Genomic DNA, 16,530 nt, shown 5'->3' with positions numbered 1-16,530 from the left:
ATAAAAAAATCCGCCATTTGGCGGATTTTTTTATGTCTGAAATAAACTAGCTACCAGCGCGATCTTGTAATGAAGCAAATAAATCAGTCTCTGCAAAACCATTGGCTTGAGCCCATTCTACATCACCCGAATCAGCTAACTGTGAGCCTGGTAACTGACGGATAATAAACTCACCAACATCATTGGCTCCACTTCGAAAAGCATGGCGTACCAAGCTTTCCCCATTGCAAATAACGCCATCATAAATATTACGCAACCGTAAACGGTAATCACTTAATACTTTACGAAAACGATTTCGGTCATCGGCAGCAACGTAGTCACACATGGAAGCAGCTAACTGCTGATCTGCAACAGCTGGTGGAGCCAGCAAAAGCGCTCCGGCGACAACAGCCCCACAGACAATTGAAGGTAACAACTTCATCTACTTCTCCTTAATCAATAACGCTATTAAATCATAGTAGCAATATGTTGCACCCTGCGCAAATAATCTACTGACTTGCCACTCGCTCTAATGTAACAAAGCGATAATTATATGGATTTTTCTCATCAGGTAGGTGCTTTGCTTCATCAACCAACTGCCAATCGGCTTCAGTTTCATAATCAGGAAACCAGGTATCACCTTCCACATCGGCATCAATAAAGGTCAGGTACAAACGCTGTGCCTTTGCTAGACATTGGCGATAAATATCAGCGCCACCCATCACCATTAATTCTTCATCTGGCGTCACCTGAGCTAAAGCAGCGTCCAGACTATCAAACCATTCAGCATCGCTCTGCTCGGGTTCTGGCTGACGGCTAATCACCAGATTACGGCGGTTGGGTAAGGCTTTTCCTATCGATTGATAGGTTTTGCGTCCCATCAATACCGTTTTACCGCTGGTCAGACGTTTAAAATGCTGCAAATCGGCTGGCAGATGCCAAGGCATTTGATTATCAAGCCCAATAACGCGGTTGGCCGCCATGGCGGCAATCATAGATATCTTCATGCCAATACCACCTCAACGCTGATAAATAACTTCAACATCATAATCATCATCGTCTTCATCATCATCGTCGTCATTCTCGTCTTCATCAGGGCGCCGACGAGGTATAGGCTTAGTTGGCTCATCATCGTGCCACTTGAACTGCTCTGGGTTGGCAATATCGGCCTGTGCATCTTCTTTTGGCAACTGATCCAGATACTCAAGTACCGCTTTAGCGAGATCAGCCGTTCCGGTGCTGCTGGCTGCAGCAATGGTAAAGACGGGACCTTGCCAATCTAATGCGGCCGTCACTTGCGCAATGGTCTCTTCCAGCTCATCCTCCAGCACCAGATCAGATTTATTAAACACTAGCCAGCGTGGCTTAGCAGCCAGTTTTTGATTGTATTTTTCCAGTTCTTGTACGATCACTTGCGCATTCTCGGCCGGGTCAGAACCGTCCGCCGGCAAGACATCCACTAGATGCAATAACAAGCGACAACGCTCAAGGTGACGTAAGAACTGAATGCCTAAGCCTGCTCCTTCTGAAGCACCGGAAATCAAACCGGGAATGTCCGCAATCACAAAGGAGCGGTAGGATTCAACACGCACCACACCAAGATTAGGGACTAAAGTAGTAAATGGATAATCAGCCACCTTTGGCTTAGCTGCCGATACCGCACGGATGAGCGTTGATTTACCTGCATTTGGCAAACCCAACAAGCCAACATCCGCCAACAACATCAGCTCTAGTCGCAAGTTACGAATTTCACCCGGAGTGCCATTGGTTTTCTTGCGCGGAGCCCGATTGGTGCTGCTGGTAAAGCGGGCATTGCCCAAGCCATGCCAGCCGCCTTTAGCAACCCGTAAGCGCTGTCCAGCCGCGGTCAAATCACCAATTACTTCATTGGTATCCACATCAATGGCTCTTGTACCAACTGGTACCCGTAGTTCAAGATCTTCACCCTGCTTGCCGGTACAGTTTTTACTCATACCATTCTGGCCACGTTCAGCCCGGTGAAAGCGCTCAAACTGATAATCGACCAAGGTGTTCAGATTGGTGTCTGCGATCAGATAGACATCACCACCATCCCCACCATCGCCGCCATTTGGGCCACCTTTGGCAATAAATTTTTCACGTAAAAAGCTGATTATTCCGTTACCACCGTCACCGGCTTCAACCCGGATCTCGGCTTCATCTACAAATTTCATGTATGAATACCTGATTAAAACAATGCCGCCTGTCACACCTGCAACAAACTAAGACTCAGTATATACCCAAACGGCCCGAAACGGCAGTCAGCTCAGCTGCTTAGTGCTGGCCAGGGTACCTAACTGCTGAAGAGGAAACGCTATAGATACAAAAAACCCCGCAACAAGGCGGGGTTTTGATACAGAGTTGAAGCTTACTCGCCGACAATACTAATGTATTTACGGTTGTGTTCACCTTTCACTTCAAACTGTACTTTGCCGTCAGTCAAGGCAAACAAAGTATGATCACGACCCATACCTACGTTGTTACCTGCGTGGAATTTGGTTCCACGTTGACGAACAATGATGTTACCCGCTAATACAGATTCACCACCGAAGCGTTTCACACCAAGGCGTTTCGCTTCTGAGTCGCGTCCGTTACGGGTACTACCTACACCTTTTTTACTTGCCATGGTTTAGTACTCCTCGTTTACGCGCTGATGCTGGTAATTTTCACTTCAGTGAACCACTGGCGGTGGCCCATCTGCTTACGTGAATGCTTACGACGACGGAACTTCACGATTTTGATTTTATCGTGACGGCCATGACTGACCACTTCCGCAACCACTTTGCTACCTTCGACTACTGGGGTACCAATGCTGATTTCTTCACCATTAGCAACCATCAAAGGCAAAAACTCGACTGTGGCGCCGGTTTCTAAATCCAGTTTCTCCAGACGCAGAGTCTGACCTTCAGTCACACGGTGCTGTTTACCACCACTTTGGAAAACCGCGTACATAATTAACTCCGTACAAAGCACGCCTGTGCATAATAAAGAGGCGTGTTAATTCAATTCACAGGGCGCGAATTGTACGCAATTTCCCCTAGCCCCGCAAGTACAAATTAGAAAAAGATCAACCCGATGGTAAAAGGATCCCGTTTTGCTTTTAGAAGCACCCTACCTTGGTGTAGAATTGCGCCACCATACCACCTTATTCGTAATGGCTTTTTGATGTTACCAGAGCAGATCCGGCAGTTAAGTCAGGATGACATGACTGCAGTCAACCAACATATATTTTCACAGCTGACATCGGATGTTGCTTTAATCAATCAACTAGGCATCTATATTGTCAATAGTGGTGGTAAGCGGCTGCGCCCACTCCTCACCACTCTTGCAGCCAGAGCGGTTGGCTACCAAGGCCAGCAACATATTACCCTGGCCACCATTATCGAGTTTATCCATACCGCGACCCTGTTGCATGATGATGTGGTCGACGAATCCACCTTGCGCCGTGGTAAAGAAACAGCCAATGCCGTATTTGGCAACCAGGCCAGTGTGCTGGTTGGTGATTTCCTATATACCCGTGCATTTCAGCTGATGGTGTCGCTCGAACGCATGGAAGTAATGGAAATTTTAGCCGATGCCACCAACAAAATTGCTGAAGGTGAAGTACTCCAGCTGATGAATGTGCATGATGCCGACACTTCTGAAGAGAATTATATGCAGGTGATCTACTGCAAAACAGCCAAACTCTTTGAAGCAGCGACTCAACTGGCTGCTATTCTGGCTGATCAGTCCGTAGAAGTAATCGACGCTATGAAAGCTTATGGCGTGCATTTAGGCACAGCTTTTCAGTTAATTGATGATGTACTTGATTATCAGGCGGATAGTGCGGAGCTTGGCAAGAATATTGGCGATGATCTAGCCGAAGGCAAACCCACTCTGCCTCTGATCCATGCCCTGAAACATGGCACTAACGAGCAACAAGCGTTAATCCGCCAAGCCATCACTGAAAACAATGGTCTGCAACATCTCGATGCCATTATGGCTGCCATGCATGAAACTGGTGCTTTTGATTACAGCAGAAATAAAGCAGAACAAGAAGCAGATAAAGCCAAGCAAGCGTTAGCTATTTTGCCAGACTCTCCCTACAAAGAGGCTTTGCACCAGCTGGCTGAACTATCGATTGGCCGCTCAAGCTAAAAAAGGCCATATCAATTGCCCCTAAAAAAACCAGCTGATTGCTGGTTTTTTTAGGTTCAGTGCTTACTTGCCTTCCGGTCGCATATGCGGAAACAGGATGACATCACGGATCGATGGTGTATCTGCCAGTAACATCACCAAGCGATCGATACCAATACCCTGCCCTGCCGTCGGCGGTAAGCCATGCTCAAGGGCAGTGACGAAATCATCATCGTAAAACATGGCCTCGTCATCACCGGCATCTTTTTGTTTCACTTGTTCACGAAAACGCTCAGCCTGATCTTCGGCATCATTCAGCTCGCTAAAGCCATTGGCTAACTCACGACCACCGATAAAGAACTCGAAACGGTCAGTGATTTCCGGGTTGTCATCGTTACGACGCGCCAGCGGTGATACTTCAGCCGGATACTCAGTAATAAAGGTTGGTTGCTTTAACTGGTGTTCTGCGGTCTCTTCAAAGATTTCAATCAACACCCGGCCATGACCATAGCTGTCTTTGATTTCAATGCCTAAACCTTTCGCTACGATAACCGCTGCTTCCCGGGTCGCCAGTTGCTCAGCGGTCACCGTAGGGTTGTACTTTAAAATGGCATCCGTCACCGATAAACGGGCAAAAGGCTGGCCAAAGTCGTACACCTCACCTTGATAAGGTACCTCAGTTTGGCCAAGCACACTAAGCGCCAGACCTCGGAACAACTCTTCAGTGAGATCCATCAAGTCGCGGTAATCGGCATAGGCCCAGTAGAACTCCAGCATGGTGAATTCCGGGTTATGCCGGGTCGATAATCCTTCATTGCGGAAGTTGCGGTTGATTTCAAATACTTTTTCAAAACCACCAACCACCAGACGCTTTAAATACAACTCAGGCGCAATACGCAAGTACATTTGCAGGTCAAGCGCATTGTGGTGCGTCATAAAAGGACGAGCCGAAGCGCCACCAGGAATGGTTTGCAGCATCGGAGTTTCCACCTCGAGAAAATCCCGCGTGGCAAAAAACTGGCGGATATAAGCCACCGCTTTGCTGCGGATCAGGAAAGTCTTGCGCGACTGCTCATTGGCAATAAGGTCAAGGTAACGCTGACGATAGCAGGCTTCCTGATCGCTCAAACCATGGAACTTATCTGGCAATGGACGCAGTGCCTTGGTCAACAAGCGAATGTCGCTGGCCCAAACCGTCAACTCGCCCGTTTGAGTTTTAAATAACGTCCCCGTGAGCCCAACGATATCACCCAGATCCCACTTTTTAAATTGCTCGTTGTAAAAGCCTTCAGCCAGGCTATCGCGTGCTACATACACCTGCACTTTACCGCCCATATCCATGATGGTGGCAAAGCTAGCCTTACCCATGATACGGCGGGTCATCATTCGCCCAGCCAGGCTAACCTTAACGGCCTTGGCTTCCAGCTCTTCTTTACTCAGCGCATCGTATTTTGCCAGCACATCACTAGACAAGCTGTCACGACGAAAATCGTTCGGAAAAGGCTGCCCCTGCTCACGCAAGGCGGCCAGCTTACTTTTTCGCTCAGCGATCAGTTTATTGACGTCTGGTACGGCTTGCTCTGGGGTATTCTGCTCTGACATGCTCAGTATTCCTGCGATAAAGTTGATTAGTTGCTGTCGTGACACGGCCTCCATGCCGTGTCGTCAATTACAATCCAGCTTTTAAGCTGGCCTCAATAAATTTGTCCAGATTGCCATCCAGCACCGCTTGGGTATTGCGGGTTTCAATGCCGGTGCGCAAGTCTTTAATACGCGAATCATCCAATACATAAGAACGGATCTGACTGCCCCAGCCGATATCCGATTTGGTATCTTCCAGCGCTTGTTTCTCAGCATTTTGCTTTTGCAACTCCAGCTCATACAGCTTGGCACGTAATTGCTTAAATGCATTATCTCGGTTTTTATGCTGTGAACGGTCATTCTGACATTGCACCACGGTATTGGTCGGTAAATGGGTGATACGAATGGCTGAATCAGTTCGGTTGACGTGTTGACCACCCGCGCCTGAAGCGCGATAGGTGTCGATCCGTAGATCTGCCGGATTGATCTCGATCTCAATATCATCGTCGACTTCTGGCGCCACAAACACCGAAGCAAAGGAGGTATGACGTCGATTACCGGAATCGAACGGGCTTTTGCGAACCAGGCGATGCACGCCGGTTTCGGTGCGCAGCCAACCATAGGCGTATTCGCCACTAAACTTGATGGTACAGCCTTTAATGCCAGCGACATCGCCATCAGTCACTTCGTATAGCTCTGGTTTAAAGCCTTTATCTTCACCCCAGCGCAAATACATTCGCATCAACATGCTGGCCCAATCCTGCGCCTCAGTGCCGCCCGAACCCGACTGAATATCCAGGTAGCAATCGGACGCATCGTGCGAACCAGAAAACATGCGGCGAAACTCCAGTTTTTCCAGTTGCTGCACCAACCCATTTAGCTCGGTTTTCGCCTCATCAAAGGTTTCTTCATCTTCCGCTTCGACCGCGAGCTCAACCAAGCCAGCCACATCTTCGACCCCTTGCTCCAGCTTGTCGATAGTACCAACCACCAACTCCAGAGCTGAGCGCTCTTTACCGAGAGCTTGTGCTTTGTCTGGCGTGTTCCAGATGGCAGGATCTTCTAATTCGCGGGAAACTTCTTCTAACCGTTCTTGCTTGGTATCGTAGTCAAAGATACCCCCGAAGCACCGCAGTGCGCTCGGTAACATCTTTAATACTCTGATGAACTGGATTGACTTCAAACATGGATAACTCGAACCTTGCACTGCATCAAAAATTGGCGTGGATTGTAGCAAATTTCCACGCCAAGGGGCAGTAGTTTTCGCCGTTTATACGGCTACCATGTATCGCACCAATAATTGCAGGTTTTGCTGCTGACGAAATTCATTAATATCCAGCTGATACGCCAGCTTGACCTGCTGAATGTTAACATCCGGCCAGCTTTTGCGATCGGCATTAAACCAAATCGCATCAAACAACTGACCATTGGGGTGTTGCAGCATCAATTTTAAATGTTTATCGGCCAGCATTTTTTGTTGCACTAACTTAAACTCGCCTTCAAACACTGGCTCAGGGAAAGCCTGCCCCCAAGGCCCTGATTGCTGTAGTAATTCAGCAAACTCCAAAGCAAAGCAATCCGCCGGCAACTCACCATCGGTCAGAAGCTCGGCCATCAGTAAATCGGCGCTGATTCGGCGCTTTGCGATAAAATCCAATGCCAGTTGAAAGGTATCCAGCCGGTCTTCATCAATGGTTAATCCCGCAGCCATGGCATGGCCACCGAACTTTTTGACTAAGCCGGGGTACTGGCTGGAAATTTCTTCCAGCAAATCTCGAATATGCAAACCAGGGATCGAACGCGCTGAGCCTTTTAGCTCACCAGCATCCCCCTGAGCAAATACAATAACAGGCCGGTGAAACTGTTCTTTTAGCCGACCTGCCAAAATACCGATCACCCCTTGGTGCCAATCCGCCTGATACAAGCATAAACAACTAGGCAACTCTGCAGGGTCTAAGCTTAAATCCCGCAAAAACCGCTGTGCTTCAACCTGCATACTCTGCTCTATAGCACGACGCTCGACATTAAGTTCATCCAACCGAGCAGCGATTTCCCGTCCAAAAGATAAATCTGTGGCCAACAAACAGCTGATCCCCAGCGCCATATCATCCAGCCGGCCGGCCGCATTTAAGCGCGGCGCCAAAGCAAAGCCAAAGTCACTTGCGGTTAACCGGCTGGCAGAGCGGTTGGCTACATCAATTAAAGCCTGAATACCCGGCCGGCACTTGCCACTGCGGATCCGCTGCAAGCCCTGATGCACCAAGATACGATTATTGCTATCGAGGGGCACCACATCGGCAACGGTGCCGAGTGCCACTAAATCCAACAACTCAGCCAAATTAGGCATGGCTCGATCTTGCTGGGTAAAATACTCTTGTTCGCGCAGGTAGGCTCGAAGCGCCAATAGCAAATAAAACGCTACGCCCACACCCGCTAACGCCTTACTAGGGAAAGGACACCCAGGTTGATTTGGGTTGACAATGGCATCGGCGGCAGGCAACTCATTACCAGCCAGATGGTGGTCAGTCACCAATACCCGTACACCCGCCGCTTTAGCAAAAGCAACGCCTTCAATGGCAGAAATGCCGTTGTCGACAGTAATGATCAACTCAGCGCCTTGCGCCACCGCCAATTCGGCGATTTCCGGAGTCAGGCCATAGCCGTATTCAAAACGGTTCGGCACCAAATACTCCAGATGCTTAAAACCAAAGGCTCTCAGGCCAGCCATCAATACGGCGGTGCTGGTCGCACCATCCGCATCAAAATCACCTACGATGACAATATGTTGCTGCTCATGCAACGCAGTCACCAACAACTCAGCAGCGCTGTCGATCCCTTTCAATTGCTGCCAAGGCAATAAATGCGCTGCAGAACGGGCTAATTGCAGTTCAGACTGAATGCCCCGACTGGCATACAAACGCTGCAACACTGGGTGTATCGCTGCAGGCAATTGCGCATCGGGAACATCGCGTTGGCGTAAGGTGGTTTCCATCCGATTAATTATTCAGCTGCTGAAGTAACGCATTCGCTGGCTGATAGCCAGGGATTAACTGCCCACTAGGCAATACGATGGCTGGTGTGCCCGTGACACCAAACGACTGCCCCAAGGCGTAATGATTGGCTACCGGGTTACGGCAATCTATCGAACTGACCGAACGGCCTGCCTTGGCACGGTCCATCGAGCTGTTTTTATCACGCGCGCACCAGATTGCTTCCAACTCATCATTGGTTTCAGACTGCAAGCCACCACGAGGAAAGGCCAGATACCGCACCGTGATCCCTGCGTTATTGTAATCTTTCATATCATTGTGTAAACGGCGGCAATAACCACAACTCGGGTCCGTAAAAATAGTCACCACATGCTGTTCGTCTTTGGCCTTGTACTCAATATAATCCTTGTGCAGTTCCAGTTCCTGCTGACGAAATGGCCGCATTTGCTGCTCATTGACCAGTTGACGATTCTGGATATCAAACACACTCCCTTCAAAGAAATAAGCACCGTCATTACTAATAAAAAACAAGCCACGGTTGGTGAATACTTGTGCCAATCCTTTCACCGGCGATGCAGAGACGCTATTGACCTGCAATCCCAGTTGCGTCAGCTGCTGAGTAATCACTGCCTCGTCAAAATCAGATGCAGTTTCTGCCTGCAGGCCTCCAATAGATAGCACACATGCAGCAAGCAATGGGATTAGTCGTAGTCTTAACAGTGTCATGTCGTCATTTCCTTCTCGCCCAGCTTAGCCCCTGGGATGATGTTGTTGATGCAAGCTTTTTAATCGAGCCTGCGCTATATGCGTATAAATTTGCGTCGTTGACAGATCACTATGACCTAGCAACATTTGTACAACTCGTAAGTCGGCACCATGGTTCAGCAAGTGCGTGGCAAAAGCATGTCGCAAGGTATGAGGCGACAACTGGCTCTGAATACCGGCAACCTTAGCGTAGAACTTAATACGATGCCAGAAGGTTTGCCGGGTCATTGGCTGGCCGCGACTACTTGGAAATACCACATCCAAAGGACGATGCAGCAAGTCGGCCCGACCATACTGCAGATAGCGCTGCAGCCAGTCCTGCGCTTCTTCACCAATCGGCACCAGCCGTTGCTTACCGCCTTTACCTTGCACCATCAGCACTCCCTGCCGCAGATTCACCTGACCCAGGGTCAAACCAACCAACTCGCTGACCCGCAGACCTGCCGCATAAAGCACTTCCAGCATCACTTTATCCCGCAGCCCAATAACCTCATTGCAATCAGGAGCCGCCAGCAACGCATCGACCTCAGCTTCCGATAAGGTTTTCGGTAAAGCCCGCCCTGCTTTAGGATTATGGGTATGCTGCACCGGATGATCCGGCCGCTGCCCGGACTGTTGCAGCCAGCCATAGAAACGGCGCAGGCTACTCAACATTCGGGACGTGCTACGCGGACTGTAGGCTTTATCCTGACGCCAGGCCAGAAAGTATTCAATGGCTTGGCTATCCGCAGGCAGTAACGTCTCGTCAGCTGCTTGATTGGCATGCAAAAATAGGGCGAACTTTTTAAGATCTGTGCCATAGGCCATCAGCGTATTCTTGCTCGCGCCAGAGTCCAGCCAGAGTTGGTCCAGAAACTGTGCTATTAATTGCTGATCCGCTGGGGGAATGCCGGCCATAATGTCTCTCTACACAAATACGTTGCTATCTTACCGCGAACTGAAAGCAATGTCATAGCGCATTGCCGCTTAACTCAGTGAGGCGATGCTTTTTCCTCCGTCAGGCATCTGTTACAATTCCAACCCTTCGCCCTCGAAATAATGATGAGTTTAGCCATGCACATTGGGCTCTTTTATGGCTCCAGTACCTGCTATACCGAAATGGTGGCAGAAAAAATTCAGCAGCTACTCGGTGCTGATTTAGTACAACTGCACAATTTAAAAGATACGCCACTGGAACGGATGCAAGATTATGACATCCTGATCTTAGGCATTTCCACCTGGGACTTTGGTGAACTGCAAGAAGACTGGGAGGCTCGCTGGCCTGAAATCAGTGCGCTTGATCTTAACGATACCGTTATAGCGCTCTATGGCATGGGTGATCAAGTCGGCTACACCGAATGGTTTCAGGATGCACTGGGCATGCTGCACCATGCAATTGCTCACAACCGCTGTGACCGGATTGGTTTCTGGCCCAATCAAGGCTATGAGTTTGAAGCCTCCAAAGCACTGACCGAGGATGGCGAGTGGTTTTATGGCTTAGCACTCGATGACGAGAGCCAGTACGAACTCACTGATGAGCGCTTACAACAGTGGGTCGCTCAGTTACTGGCAGAATTAGAACAGCTCTAAAACTTCAGATAAAAATCATGCAACAAACGACGGTAGTCCGCCGTGTAGTCACCATTAGCATCGGTAATGCACAACGAAGTGACCGAACCATTCAGAGCTGTTTGCGATGACAATCGCTGCAAACTCAACAAGCATCGGATCGGCGGTCGGCCTGCTTTGCTTTGTACTTGAGTCATTCGCACCGGCTGCCAGCCGTGCTCAGCAGCCAGCGATATCAGCGAAGAGGCGGCTTCAAACGGGATAACCAGATCAAAAGACCCTTCGACATCAATCAACTGAGCGGCATGCTGCAACAAATCCGGCCAAGGCATTTGCTCACTATGGCGCGCTCGATGCCGGGCAGGGTTTGCCGCAGGCAAGGCTTGATGAAAATAAGGCGGGTTCGAGATCAGCAAAGAGTAACGTTCTGTCGGCTGATAGGTTAGAATATCTTGTTTCAGTACTCGAATGGCGGATGGCCACGGTGAAACCTGCGCATTAAGCTGCGTTTGCAGTACAGCGCCATCATCCAGATCCAGTGCATCGATACGAAGTTGACCATGACTACGCTGTGCTAGCATCAAACTAAGAATGCCGCTGCCACAGCCGATATCCAACACAGCACCTTGCGTTGGCAGCTGAGCCCAGGCACCAAGCAGCATGGCATCCGTACCGACTTTCATCGCACAATGCTGATGAGCGATAAAAAATTGTTTACATTGAAACCCTGCTGTCATGGCAACCTCCAGTGCGAAGTGTAAATGGCAGCAGTGAACTTGTCACTCCAAGCCGGGTGATTAAACCGATAGAGCGTCCCATGCAATTTGATGAATTTGATTTAGACCCAGCACTGTTACGAGCCCTGCAAAAAGCCGACTTCAAGCAAGCCACTCAAATTCAGGAGTTGGTGTTGCCCATCGCTTTAGAAGCGCGCGATATTATGGCAAGCGCACCGACTGGCACTGGTAAAACGCTAGCGTTTCTGTTGCCCGCAATTCAGTATTTGCTGGACTTCCCTCGCCGCTCACCTGGTTTTGCCCGAGTGTTAATTATGACGCCAACTCGCGAGCTGGCCTATCAAACGCATCAAGAAATTCAAAAACTCATTCAGTTTACCGATTTAAATGCAGGGGTGATCACGGGTGGTATCAATTATGGCAGCCATGATGAAGTGCTCACCAAAAACAATGATTTGTTAGTAGCGACTCCGGGCCGCCTAACCGAATACCTGGATAAAGAAACCTTTCAGGCCGAGCATGTAGAAGTGCTGATCCTCGATGAAGCCGATCGTATGCTGGATATGGGTTTTATTGGTGAAATGAATCGCATCGTGCTGGAAGCCAAGCTCCGAAAGCAAACTATGCTGTTTTCTGCCACCTTAGAAGGCTCGAATCTGGAACGTTTTGCCGGTCATTCACTCAACAACCCAGAGCGCATTGAAGCCGAGCCACCACGGCGTGAGCGCGGCAAAATCACTCAGTGGGTTCATCTGGCTGATGACACCGAGCACAAATTAGCGTTATTGATTCATCTGTTAAAACAAGAAGATGTGCAAAAAGCCATCGTCTTTGTTAAAACGAAAGAGCGGCTGGCTCAACTGACAGGTCAACTGCAAACCGCAGGCATTCGCAATTGCTGGCTGCAAGGTGACATGCCACTGGATAAACGCCAACAAGCGATTTTTCGCTTTCAACAAGGTCAGTCGCCGGTTTTGATTGCCACCGACGTCGCAGCGCGCGGTCTGGATATCGATGATATTAGCCACGTGATTAACTACGATCTGCCCCGCACCGCTGATATCTATGTGCACCGTATTGGCCGTACCGGCCGGGCCGGTAAAAAAGGTATCGCAATTTCACTGATCGAAGCCCACGATATGGCGGTACTGGCCAAAATCGAACGCTATACCGAACAAAAGTTAAAACGACGTTTTATCGAAGGCTTACGGCCAAAGCACAAAGAAGCCAAAGTACCGGTGAAAAAGAAAAAAGTAGCCACCAAGAAGAAAACTGGCGCAAAAAGTAAAACGAAGAAGTGATTACCCCCTCATACGTATAGCAGCAAGGGCATCCACATTATTGGCCGGCATCTGGCTGCTTTGCTACAAGCACAAAACGCTGCAACATGGCCGGTAAAATGCTGATATTGGTACATAACGCCATTAACATCGCCGCGGCTGTCAGAATGCCAAAATAAACACTGGGTAGAAAATCTGAAAAACCAAAGACTGCGAAGCCAGTGGCAATAATCACCGAGGTATAGACGATGGCCAGGCCGGTATGCTGAAAAGTGGTACTAATCGCATCCTCAGCTGGCTGCTGCAGATAGGTATGAAGAAAGTGAATGGTATCATCCACCGCTATGCCCATGGCGATGGCTGCAATGGTAATGGTCATTAAATCCAGCGGAATATTCAACCAACCAATTAAGCCGATAATCCCCAGTGTGGTCAGTACATTGGGTACCAGTGCAATCAGCGCAATTTTCAGCGAGCGGAAAATAAACAGCAATACCAAGCCTAGCACCAGATAGACCAGACCCAGGGTGATGACCTGTGAATCAACTAAACGGGATAAAATATCCTGATACAGCACAAATAAATTAGTCAGCTGATAATCCTCAGCCGCTAAACCAACACTTTGCAGATCAGAGTTCAGTTGCTGCATCAACTGCTCACGATTTAAATCCTCAGTCGTATCCTGAATACGGGTGGCGATTCTGACCTGTTCAGGTGACTCAGCTAAATAGGCGCCCACCAGTTGCTCGGTGACTTCAGTACTGAGCAGTTTATAAATCGTGTCCAGCTCGTACTCGGTAAGTGGCCGATCCTGGTTTAACTGCCTGGCCAGTGTAGTAAAGTTTATCAACGAGGTAACGCTACCGCTTGCTTCAAAGGCGTTCACTGCTGCATGGGCCAGGTGCAATTGATTAAGCTGCTCCGCACTGATCACCAAATCAGGCTTCGATTTTGCCGGGTCCAGTGTAATGACTATATCCAGTGGAGTAGAACCGCCGAAGTGCTGGTCGATAAACGCCAACTCTTGGTGCACCAGAGTGTCTTTGGCAAAATAATGAATGAAACTATTTTCTACGTTTAACCGGCTGATGCCCGTGGCCATAACACAAAACACCAGCATCACCGTGAGCATGATGAAGTAAGGCGCACGCTTAACTAACATCGCAGCTTGCTGCAAACCTTGCTGTAACCAGCCAAACTCAGAGGTTTCCGTGCGAGCTTTCAATAAACTTAGCAGTGCCGGAAATAACAGTAAGCTGACACTCATGGTGATCAACATAGCTATAAGCATCATAAAGCCAAAGTCAGCCACTGGCTGGATACCGCTGAAAATAAGGGAGCCAAAGCCAACGGATGTCGTTAGGGTGGCATAGAAACACGGCGAAATCTTTTGCTCCAGCATACCGCTTACCCGCTGCTGCTGGGTAAAGTCTGGATTATCGCGGGCGACCTCCCGGTAAGCTCCCAACAGATGGATCATCACGGCCAGAGTTAAAATAAGTTGCAACGCAATAAAATTGGCCGAAATAACGGTGGTACGAATATCCAGCAGCCCAAACAAACCACAGGTGAGCAGCACGCTGACTGCGCAACTGAATAACGGGAAAAACACCCACCGCCAACTGCGATAAATCACCAGCAGTAATAACGCAATAATCATCGCTATCGCCAGACCGAAGGTGATTAAATCACTTTTGATCATCGTGATCAGGTGCTGGCCCACCACATAGGCCCCACCGGTATAGGTATCCGCCCGCTCGCTGACCTGCCGGGTAAACTGAGCAATTTGCTCAATCTCCTGCTGGCGCTGTTCGGTCAGTTGCTGCCTGAGCGGATCCGCCTTTTGTTGCAGCTTATCAAGCTCAGCCTGTTCACTTTTAGTAAGCTCCTGGCTTAACGTGATCTGCTGAATTGCCAGTATCTGTTGCTCCAGCTCGGTAAGCTTGTCATCAGGCGCAAACACAATCTGAATACCGGCCGCAGTTTGTGCTTTATTCAGCAATAAATCAGTAAAAATGGGGTGGTCGGTCAACAACTGGCGCATCTGCGCAGGTGAGTACTGCTGTTGCTGCCAGGTCAGGCTGGCGACATCGGTACCAGACGTAAACACGCTGGCATCCGATAGCAATGGCACCGTTAACATGGAGGTGACTGAGCTGACCCGCTCTAAACTGGCAAAGTCGGCACTTAAGGCCGTGATATCGGCAAAGGTTTGCTCTGAGAATAGCTCACCATCTTTCGGCTGGTAGGCGACCAGGATAAATTCATCGGGTGAAAAACGCTGATTTGCCAGCTGGCTTTTTATAAAAAGAGGATTGTTTTTAACCAGCAGGGTGTCGGCAGAGGCATCAATGCGAAACTGCGATAAAAATGCACTGAGTAGTGCAATCAACAGCACAAACAACACAATAATGGCCCAGCGGCAGCGTACGATGACCGCTGCTAAAGATTGAGTAATACCGCTTTGCTTAGTCTGGCTTAACAAAAGCTTGATCCCGTTTTATGCCTTGCACATGCTGGTTACGAAAATAAATGTAAGGGTCTTCCGCCTGCTCATACAAGGTTTGATAAAGGTCAGCACGGTCCGAGAAGGTATTAATAATATTGACCCCTTGCAGGTAATAAATATCCGGCGTAGTAACCAGCTGATTCAGCGGGTGAAATACCGCCTCACCGACCACAGAGGTGGCTCCACGCAAATCGCTTTGGCCTAAGATAGGCAGCACGATATAAGGACCATGCCCAACGTTGTAGTGACCAAGTGTATCGGCAATGCTTCGTTTTGATTTATTGATATCAAACCAGGCCGTCGCCGGGTCAAACAAACCAAAAATGCCAATGGTGGAATTGATCACAAAACGGCTGAAATTCGCCCCAGCCCCTTTCATTTCGCCGCTAAGGGTGTTATTTACCAGGTTGAGTGGCTCACGAATATTAGCAAAGGCATTACCGACCTTATCACGCACCGGTGCTGGCAGCACGGTCTCGTACCCTTTAGCCAAGGGAATTAAAGCATAGGTATAAGACACATGGTTAAAGCTGAAAACCGCCCGGTTCCAGCCTTCAAGTGGATCATGATACAGCGAGGTGGGATCAGCTCCAGATTCTGCATCCTCAGCCAACGGCTCCATATCCACCACGGTTGGCTCAATATCGATAGTGCCTTGTGAGGTGGTGATCCGGGTCGTCTTGCCAGCAGATAACTGCTTTGCCGCACTAACTTGTTCGCGCTCAGTCTTTGACTTCGCTTTGTTCTCGTCAGCACTGCCATCCTGAACAACTTCGCTGACACTGGCCTTCTGACTACCGTTGTCGACAGTAGCAGGTTCCGGCTTGCTGGCACATCCTGCCAAGCCAAGCATCAGCAGCCAAATAAGGCTATAACGATATTTCATTCTGATACTCCGCCTAAGGTAACTTAACAGTGCCAGCTGCACCCGTTGATACCTGGCAGCATAGCACGATAAACCTTAGGCCATAGGGGTTTTACAGGCACAAAAAAAGCACCCGTAGGTG

At 49.2% G+C, this 16,530-nt stretch carries 16 protein-coding genes; 3 read left to right on the top strand and 13 right to left on the bottom strand.

The features are described 5' to 3' along the window. Positions 1 to 46 precede the first annotated feature (46 nt). The 5 genes from Q3O60_RS07795 to rplU form a co-directional block, all read right to left on the bottom strand. Positions 47 to 421 carry a DUF3718 domain-containing protein gene (locus Q3O60_RS07795; RefSeq protein WP_305893351.1) on the bottom strand — a complete coding sequence of 125 codons (375 nt, stop codon included), beginning with the start codon at positions 419 to 421 and terminating at the stop codon, positions 47 to 49. Positions 422 to 488: 67 nt separating this feature from the next. Continuing rightward, positions 489 to 986 carry a type 3 dihydrofolate reductase gene (gene folA / locus Q3O60_RS07790; RefSeq protein WP_305893350.1) on the bottom strand — a complete coding sequence of 166 codons (498 nt, stop codon included), beginning with the start codon at positions 984 to 986 and terminating at the stop codon, positions 489 to 491. A gap of 12 nt (positions 987 to 998) precedes the next feature. After that, a complete protein-coding gene (gene cgtA, locus Q3O60_RS07785; protein WP_305893349.1) occupies positions 999 to 2,171 on the bottom strand; it encodes an Obg family GTPase CgtA in 1,173 nt (390 codons plus the stop codon). A gap of 194 nt (positions 2,172 to 2,365) precedes the next feature. Beyond that, on the bottom strand, positions 2,366 to 2,623 hold the full coding sequence (gene rpmA, locus Q3O60_RS07780; protein ID WP_305893348.1) for a 50S ribosomal protein L27: 258 nt from the start codon (positions 2,621 to 2,623) through the stop codon (positions 2,366 to 2,368). 17 nt (positions 2,624 to 2,640) lie between these two features. Further along, positions 2,641 to 2,949, bottom strand: coding sequence for a 50S ribosomal protein L21 (rplU, locus tag Q3O60_RS07775; RefSeq protein WP_305893347.1), 309 nt, complete (start codon positions 2,947 to 2,949; stop codon positions 2,641 to 2,643). 213 nt (positions 2,950 to 3,162) lie between these two features. Here rplU and ispB point away from each other — a divergent pair, with 213 nt between their 5' ends. Beyond that, the gene (gene ispB, locus Q3O60_RS07770; protein ID WP_305893346.1) at positions 3,163 to 4,134 is read left to right on the top strand and encodes an octaprenyl diphosphate synthase; all 972 of its coding nucleotides are present in this window, start codon (positions 3,163 to 3,165) and stop codon (positions 4,132 to 4,134) included. Between the two features lie 63 nt (positions 4,135 to 4,197). On the opposite strand, the gene lysS is transcribed toward ispB, so the two are convergent. From lysS to xerD, 5 genes are all read right to left on the bottom strand, one after another. Next, entirely contained in the window at positions 4,198 to 5,715 is a 1,518-nt protein-coding gene (gene lysS, locus Q3O60_RS07765) for a lysine--tRNA ligase (RefSeq protein WP_305893345.1), read from the bottom strand. 67 nt (positions 5,716 to 5,782) lie between these two features. Then, positions 5,783 to 6,881, bottom strand: a protein-coding gene (gene prfB, locus Q3O60_RS07760; protein ID WP_305893344.1) for a peptide chain release factor 2 whose coding sequence is annotated in 2 segments (ribosomal slippage) — positions 5,783 to 6,805 and positions 6,807 to 6,881 — 1,098 coding nt in all. Because the reading frame shifts where the segments join, the coding sequence is not laid out codon by codon here. An 83-nt stretch (positions 6,882 to 6,964) separates the two neighbouring features. Then, positions 6,965 to 8,686 (bottom strand): single-stranded-DNA-specific exonuclease RecJ, encoded by a 1,722-nt coding sequence (gene recJ, locus Q3O60_RS07755; RefSeq protein ID WP_305893343.1) that lies wholly within the window; start codon positions 8,684 to 8,686, stop codon positions 6,965 to 6,967. 4 nt (positions 8,687 to 8,690) lie between these two features. Continuing rightward, positions 8,691 to 9,410: a bifunctional protein-disulfide isomerase/oxidoreductase DsbC gene (gene dsbC / locus Q3O60_RS07750; RefSeq protein ID WP_305893342.1), complete on the bottom strand. Its 720-nt coding sequence runs from the start codon at positions 9,408 to 9,410 to the stop codon at positions 8,691 to 8,693. Between the two features lie 24 nt (positions 9,411 to 9,434). Further along, positions 9,435 to 10,346, bottom strand: coding sequence for a site-specific tyrosine recombinase XerD (gene xerD / locus Q3O60_RS07745; protein WP_305893341.1), 912 nt, complete (start codon positions 10,344 to 10,346; stop codon positions 9,435 to 9,437). Between the two features lie 156 nt (positions 10,347 to 10,502). Here xerD and fldB point away from each other — a divergent pair, with 156 nt between their 5' ends. After that, positions 10,503 to 11,018, top strand: a complete 516-nt coding sequence (gene fldB, locus Q3O60_RS07740) for a flavodoxin FldB (protein ID WP_305893340.1) — start codon at positions 10,503 to 10,505, stop codon at positions 11,016 to 11,018. Here fldB and Q3O60_RS07735 read toward each other — a convergent pair. Further along, positions 11,015 to 11,734 carry a tRNA1(Val) (adenine(37)-N6)-methyltransferase gene (locus Q3O60_RS07735; protein WP_305893339.1) on the bottom strand — a complete coding sequence of 240 codons (720 nt, stop codon included), beginning with the start codon at positions 11,732 to 11,734 and terminating at the stop codon, positions 11,015 to 11,017. The genes fldB and Q3O60_RS07735 overlap by 4 nt on opposite strands. An 80-nt stretch (positions 11,735 to 11,814) precedes the next feature. Between Q3O60_RS07735 and srmB the strand changes: the two genes are divergently transcribed. After that, a complete protein-coding gene (gene srmB, locus Q3O60_RS07730) occupies positions 11,815 to 13,035 on the top strand; it encodes an ATP-dependent RNA helicase SrmB (protein ID WP_305893465.1) in 1,221 nt (406 codons plus the stop codon). A gap of 37 nt (positions 13,036 to 13,072) precedes the next feature. Here the strand turns inward: srmB and Q3O60_RS07725 are convergent, their stop codons facing one another. Together Q3O60_RS07725 and Q3O60_RS07720 are read right to left on the bottom strand one after the other, a co-directional pair. Further along, positions 13,073 to 15,499, bottom strand: a complete 2,427-nt coding sequence (locus tag Q3O60_RS07725; protein ID WP_305893338.1) for an efflux RND transporter permease subunit — start codon at positions 15,497 to 15,499, stop codon at positions 13,073 to 13,075. Beyond that, positions 15,483 to 16,409: an MlaA family lipoprotein gene (locus Q3O60_RS07720; RefSeq protein WP_305893337.1), complete on the bottom strand. Its 927-nt coding sequence runs from the start codon at positions 16,407 to 16,409 to the stop codon at positions 15,483 to 15,485. The genes Q3O60_RS07725 and Q3O60_RS07720 overlap by 17 nt, the downstream gene beginning before the upstream one ends. Positions 16,410 to 16,530 lie beyond the last annotated feature (121 nt).

Origin of the sequence: Alkalimonas collagenimarina, from assembly GCF_030717845.1 — a bacterium.
Taxonomy (GTDB): Bacteria; Pseudomonadota; Gammaproteobacteria; order Enterobacterales; family Alteromonadaceae; genus Alkalimonas; species Alkalimonas collagenimarina.
Note: the sequence above shows the minus strand (reverse complement) of the source record. Positions and strands in the feature narration are given on the sequence as shown.

Bases quoted from the DNA above. Each gene is read 5' to 3' on its own strand.
- Q3O60_RS07795 (WP_305893351.1), bottom strand. From the start codon at position 421: ATGAAGTTGTTACCTTCAATTGTCTGTGGGGCTGTTGTCGCCGGAGCG.
- folA (WP_305893350.1), bottom strand. From the start codon at position 986: ATGAAGATATCTATGATTGCCGCCATGGCGGCCAACCGCGTTATTGGG.
- cgtA (WP_305893349.1), bottom strand. From the start codon at position 2,171: ATGAAATTTGTAGATGAAGCCGAGATCCGGGTTGAAGCCGGTGACGGT.
- rpmA (WP_305893348.1), bottom strand. From the start codon at position 2,623: ATGGCAAGTAAAAAAGGTGTAGGTAGTACCCGTAACGGACGCGACTCA.
- rplU (WP_305893347.1), bottom strand. From the start codon at position 2,949: ATGTACGCGGTTTTCCAAAGTGGTGGTAAACAGCACCGTGTGACTGAA.
- ispB (WP_305893346.1), top strand. From the start codon at position 3,163: ATGTTACCAGAGCAGATCCGGCAGTTAAGTCAGGATGACATGACTGCA.
- lysS (WP_305893345.1), bottom strand. From the start codon at position 5,715: ATGTCAGAGCAGAATACCCCAGAGCAAGCCGTACCAGACGTCAATAAA.
- recJ (WP_305893343.1), bottom strand. From the start codon at position 8,686: ATGGAAACCACCTTACGCCAACGCGATGTTCCCGATGCGCAATTGCCT.
- dsbC (WP_305893342.1), bottom strand. From the start codon at position 9,410: ATGACACTGTTAAGACTACGACTAATCCCATTGCTTGCTGCATGTGTG.
- xerD (WP_305893341.1), bottom strand. From the start codon at position 10,346: ATGGCCGGCATTCCCCCAGCGGATCAGCAATTAATAGCACAGTTTCTG.
- fldB (WP_305893340.1), top strand. From the start codon at position 10,503: ATGCACATTGGGCTCTTTTATGGCTCCAGTACCTGCTATACCGAAATG.
- Q3O60_RS07735 (WP_305893339.1), bottom strand. From the start codon at position 11,734: ATGACAGCAGGGTTTCAATGTAAACAATTTTTTATCGCTCATCAGCAT.
- srmB (WP_305893465.1), top strand. From the start codon at position 11,815: ATGCAATTTGATGAATTTGATTTAGACCCAGCACTGTTACGAGCCCTG.
- Q3O60_RS07720 (WP_305893337.1), bottom strand. From the start codon at position 16,409: ATGAAATATCGTTATAGCCTTATTTGGCTGCTGATGCTTGGCTTGGCA.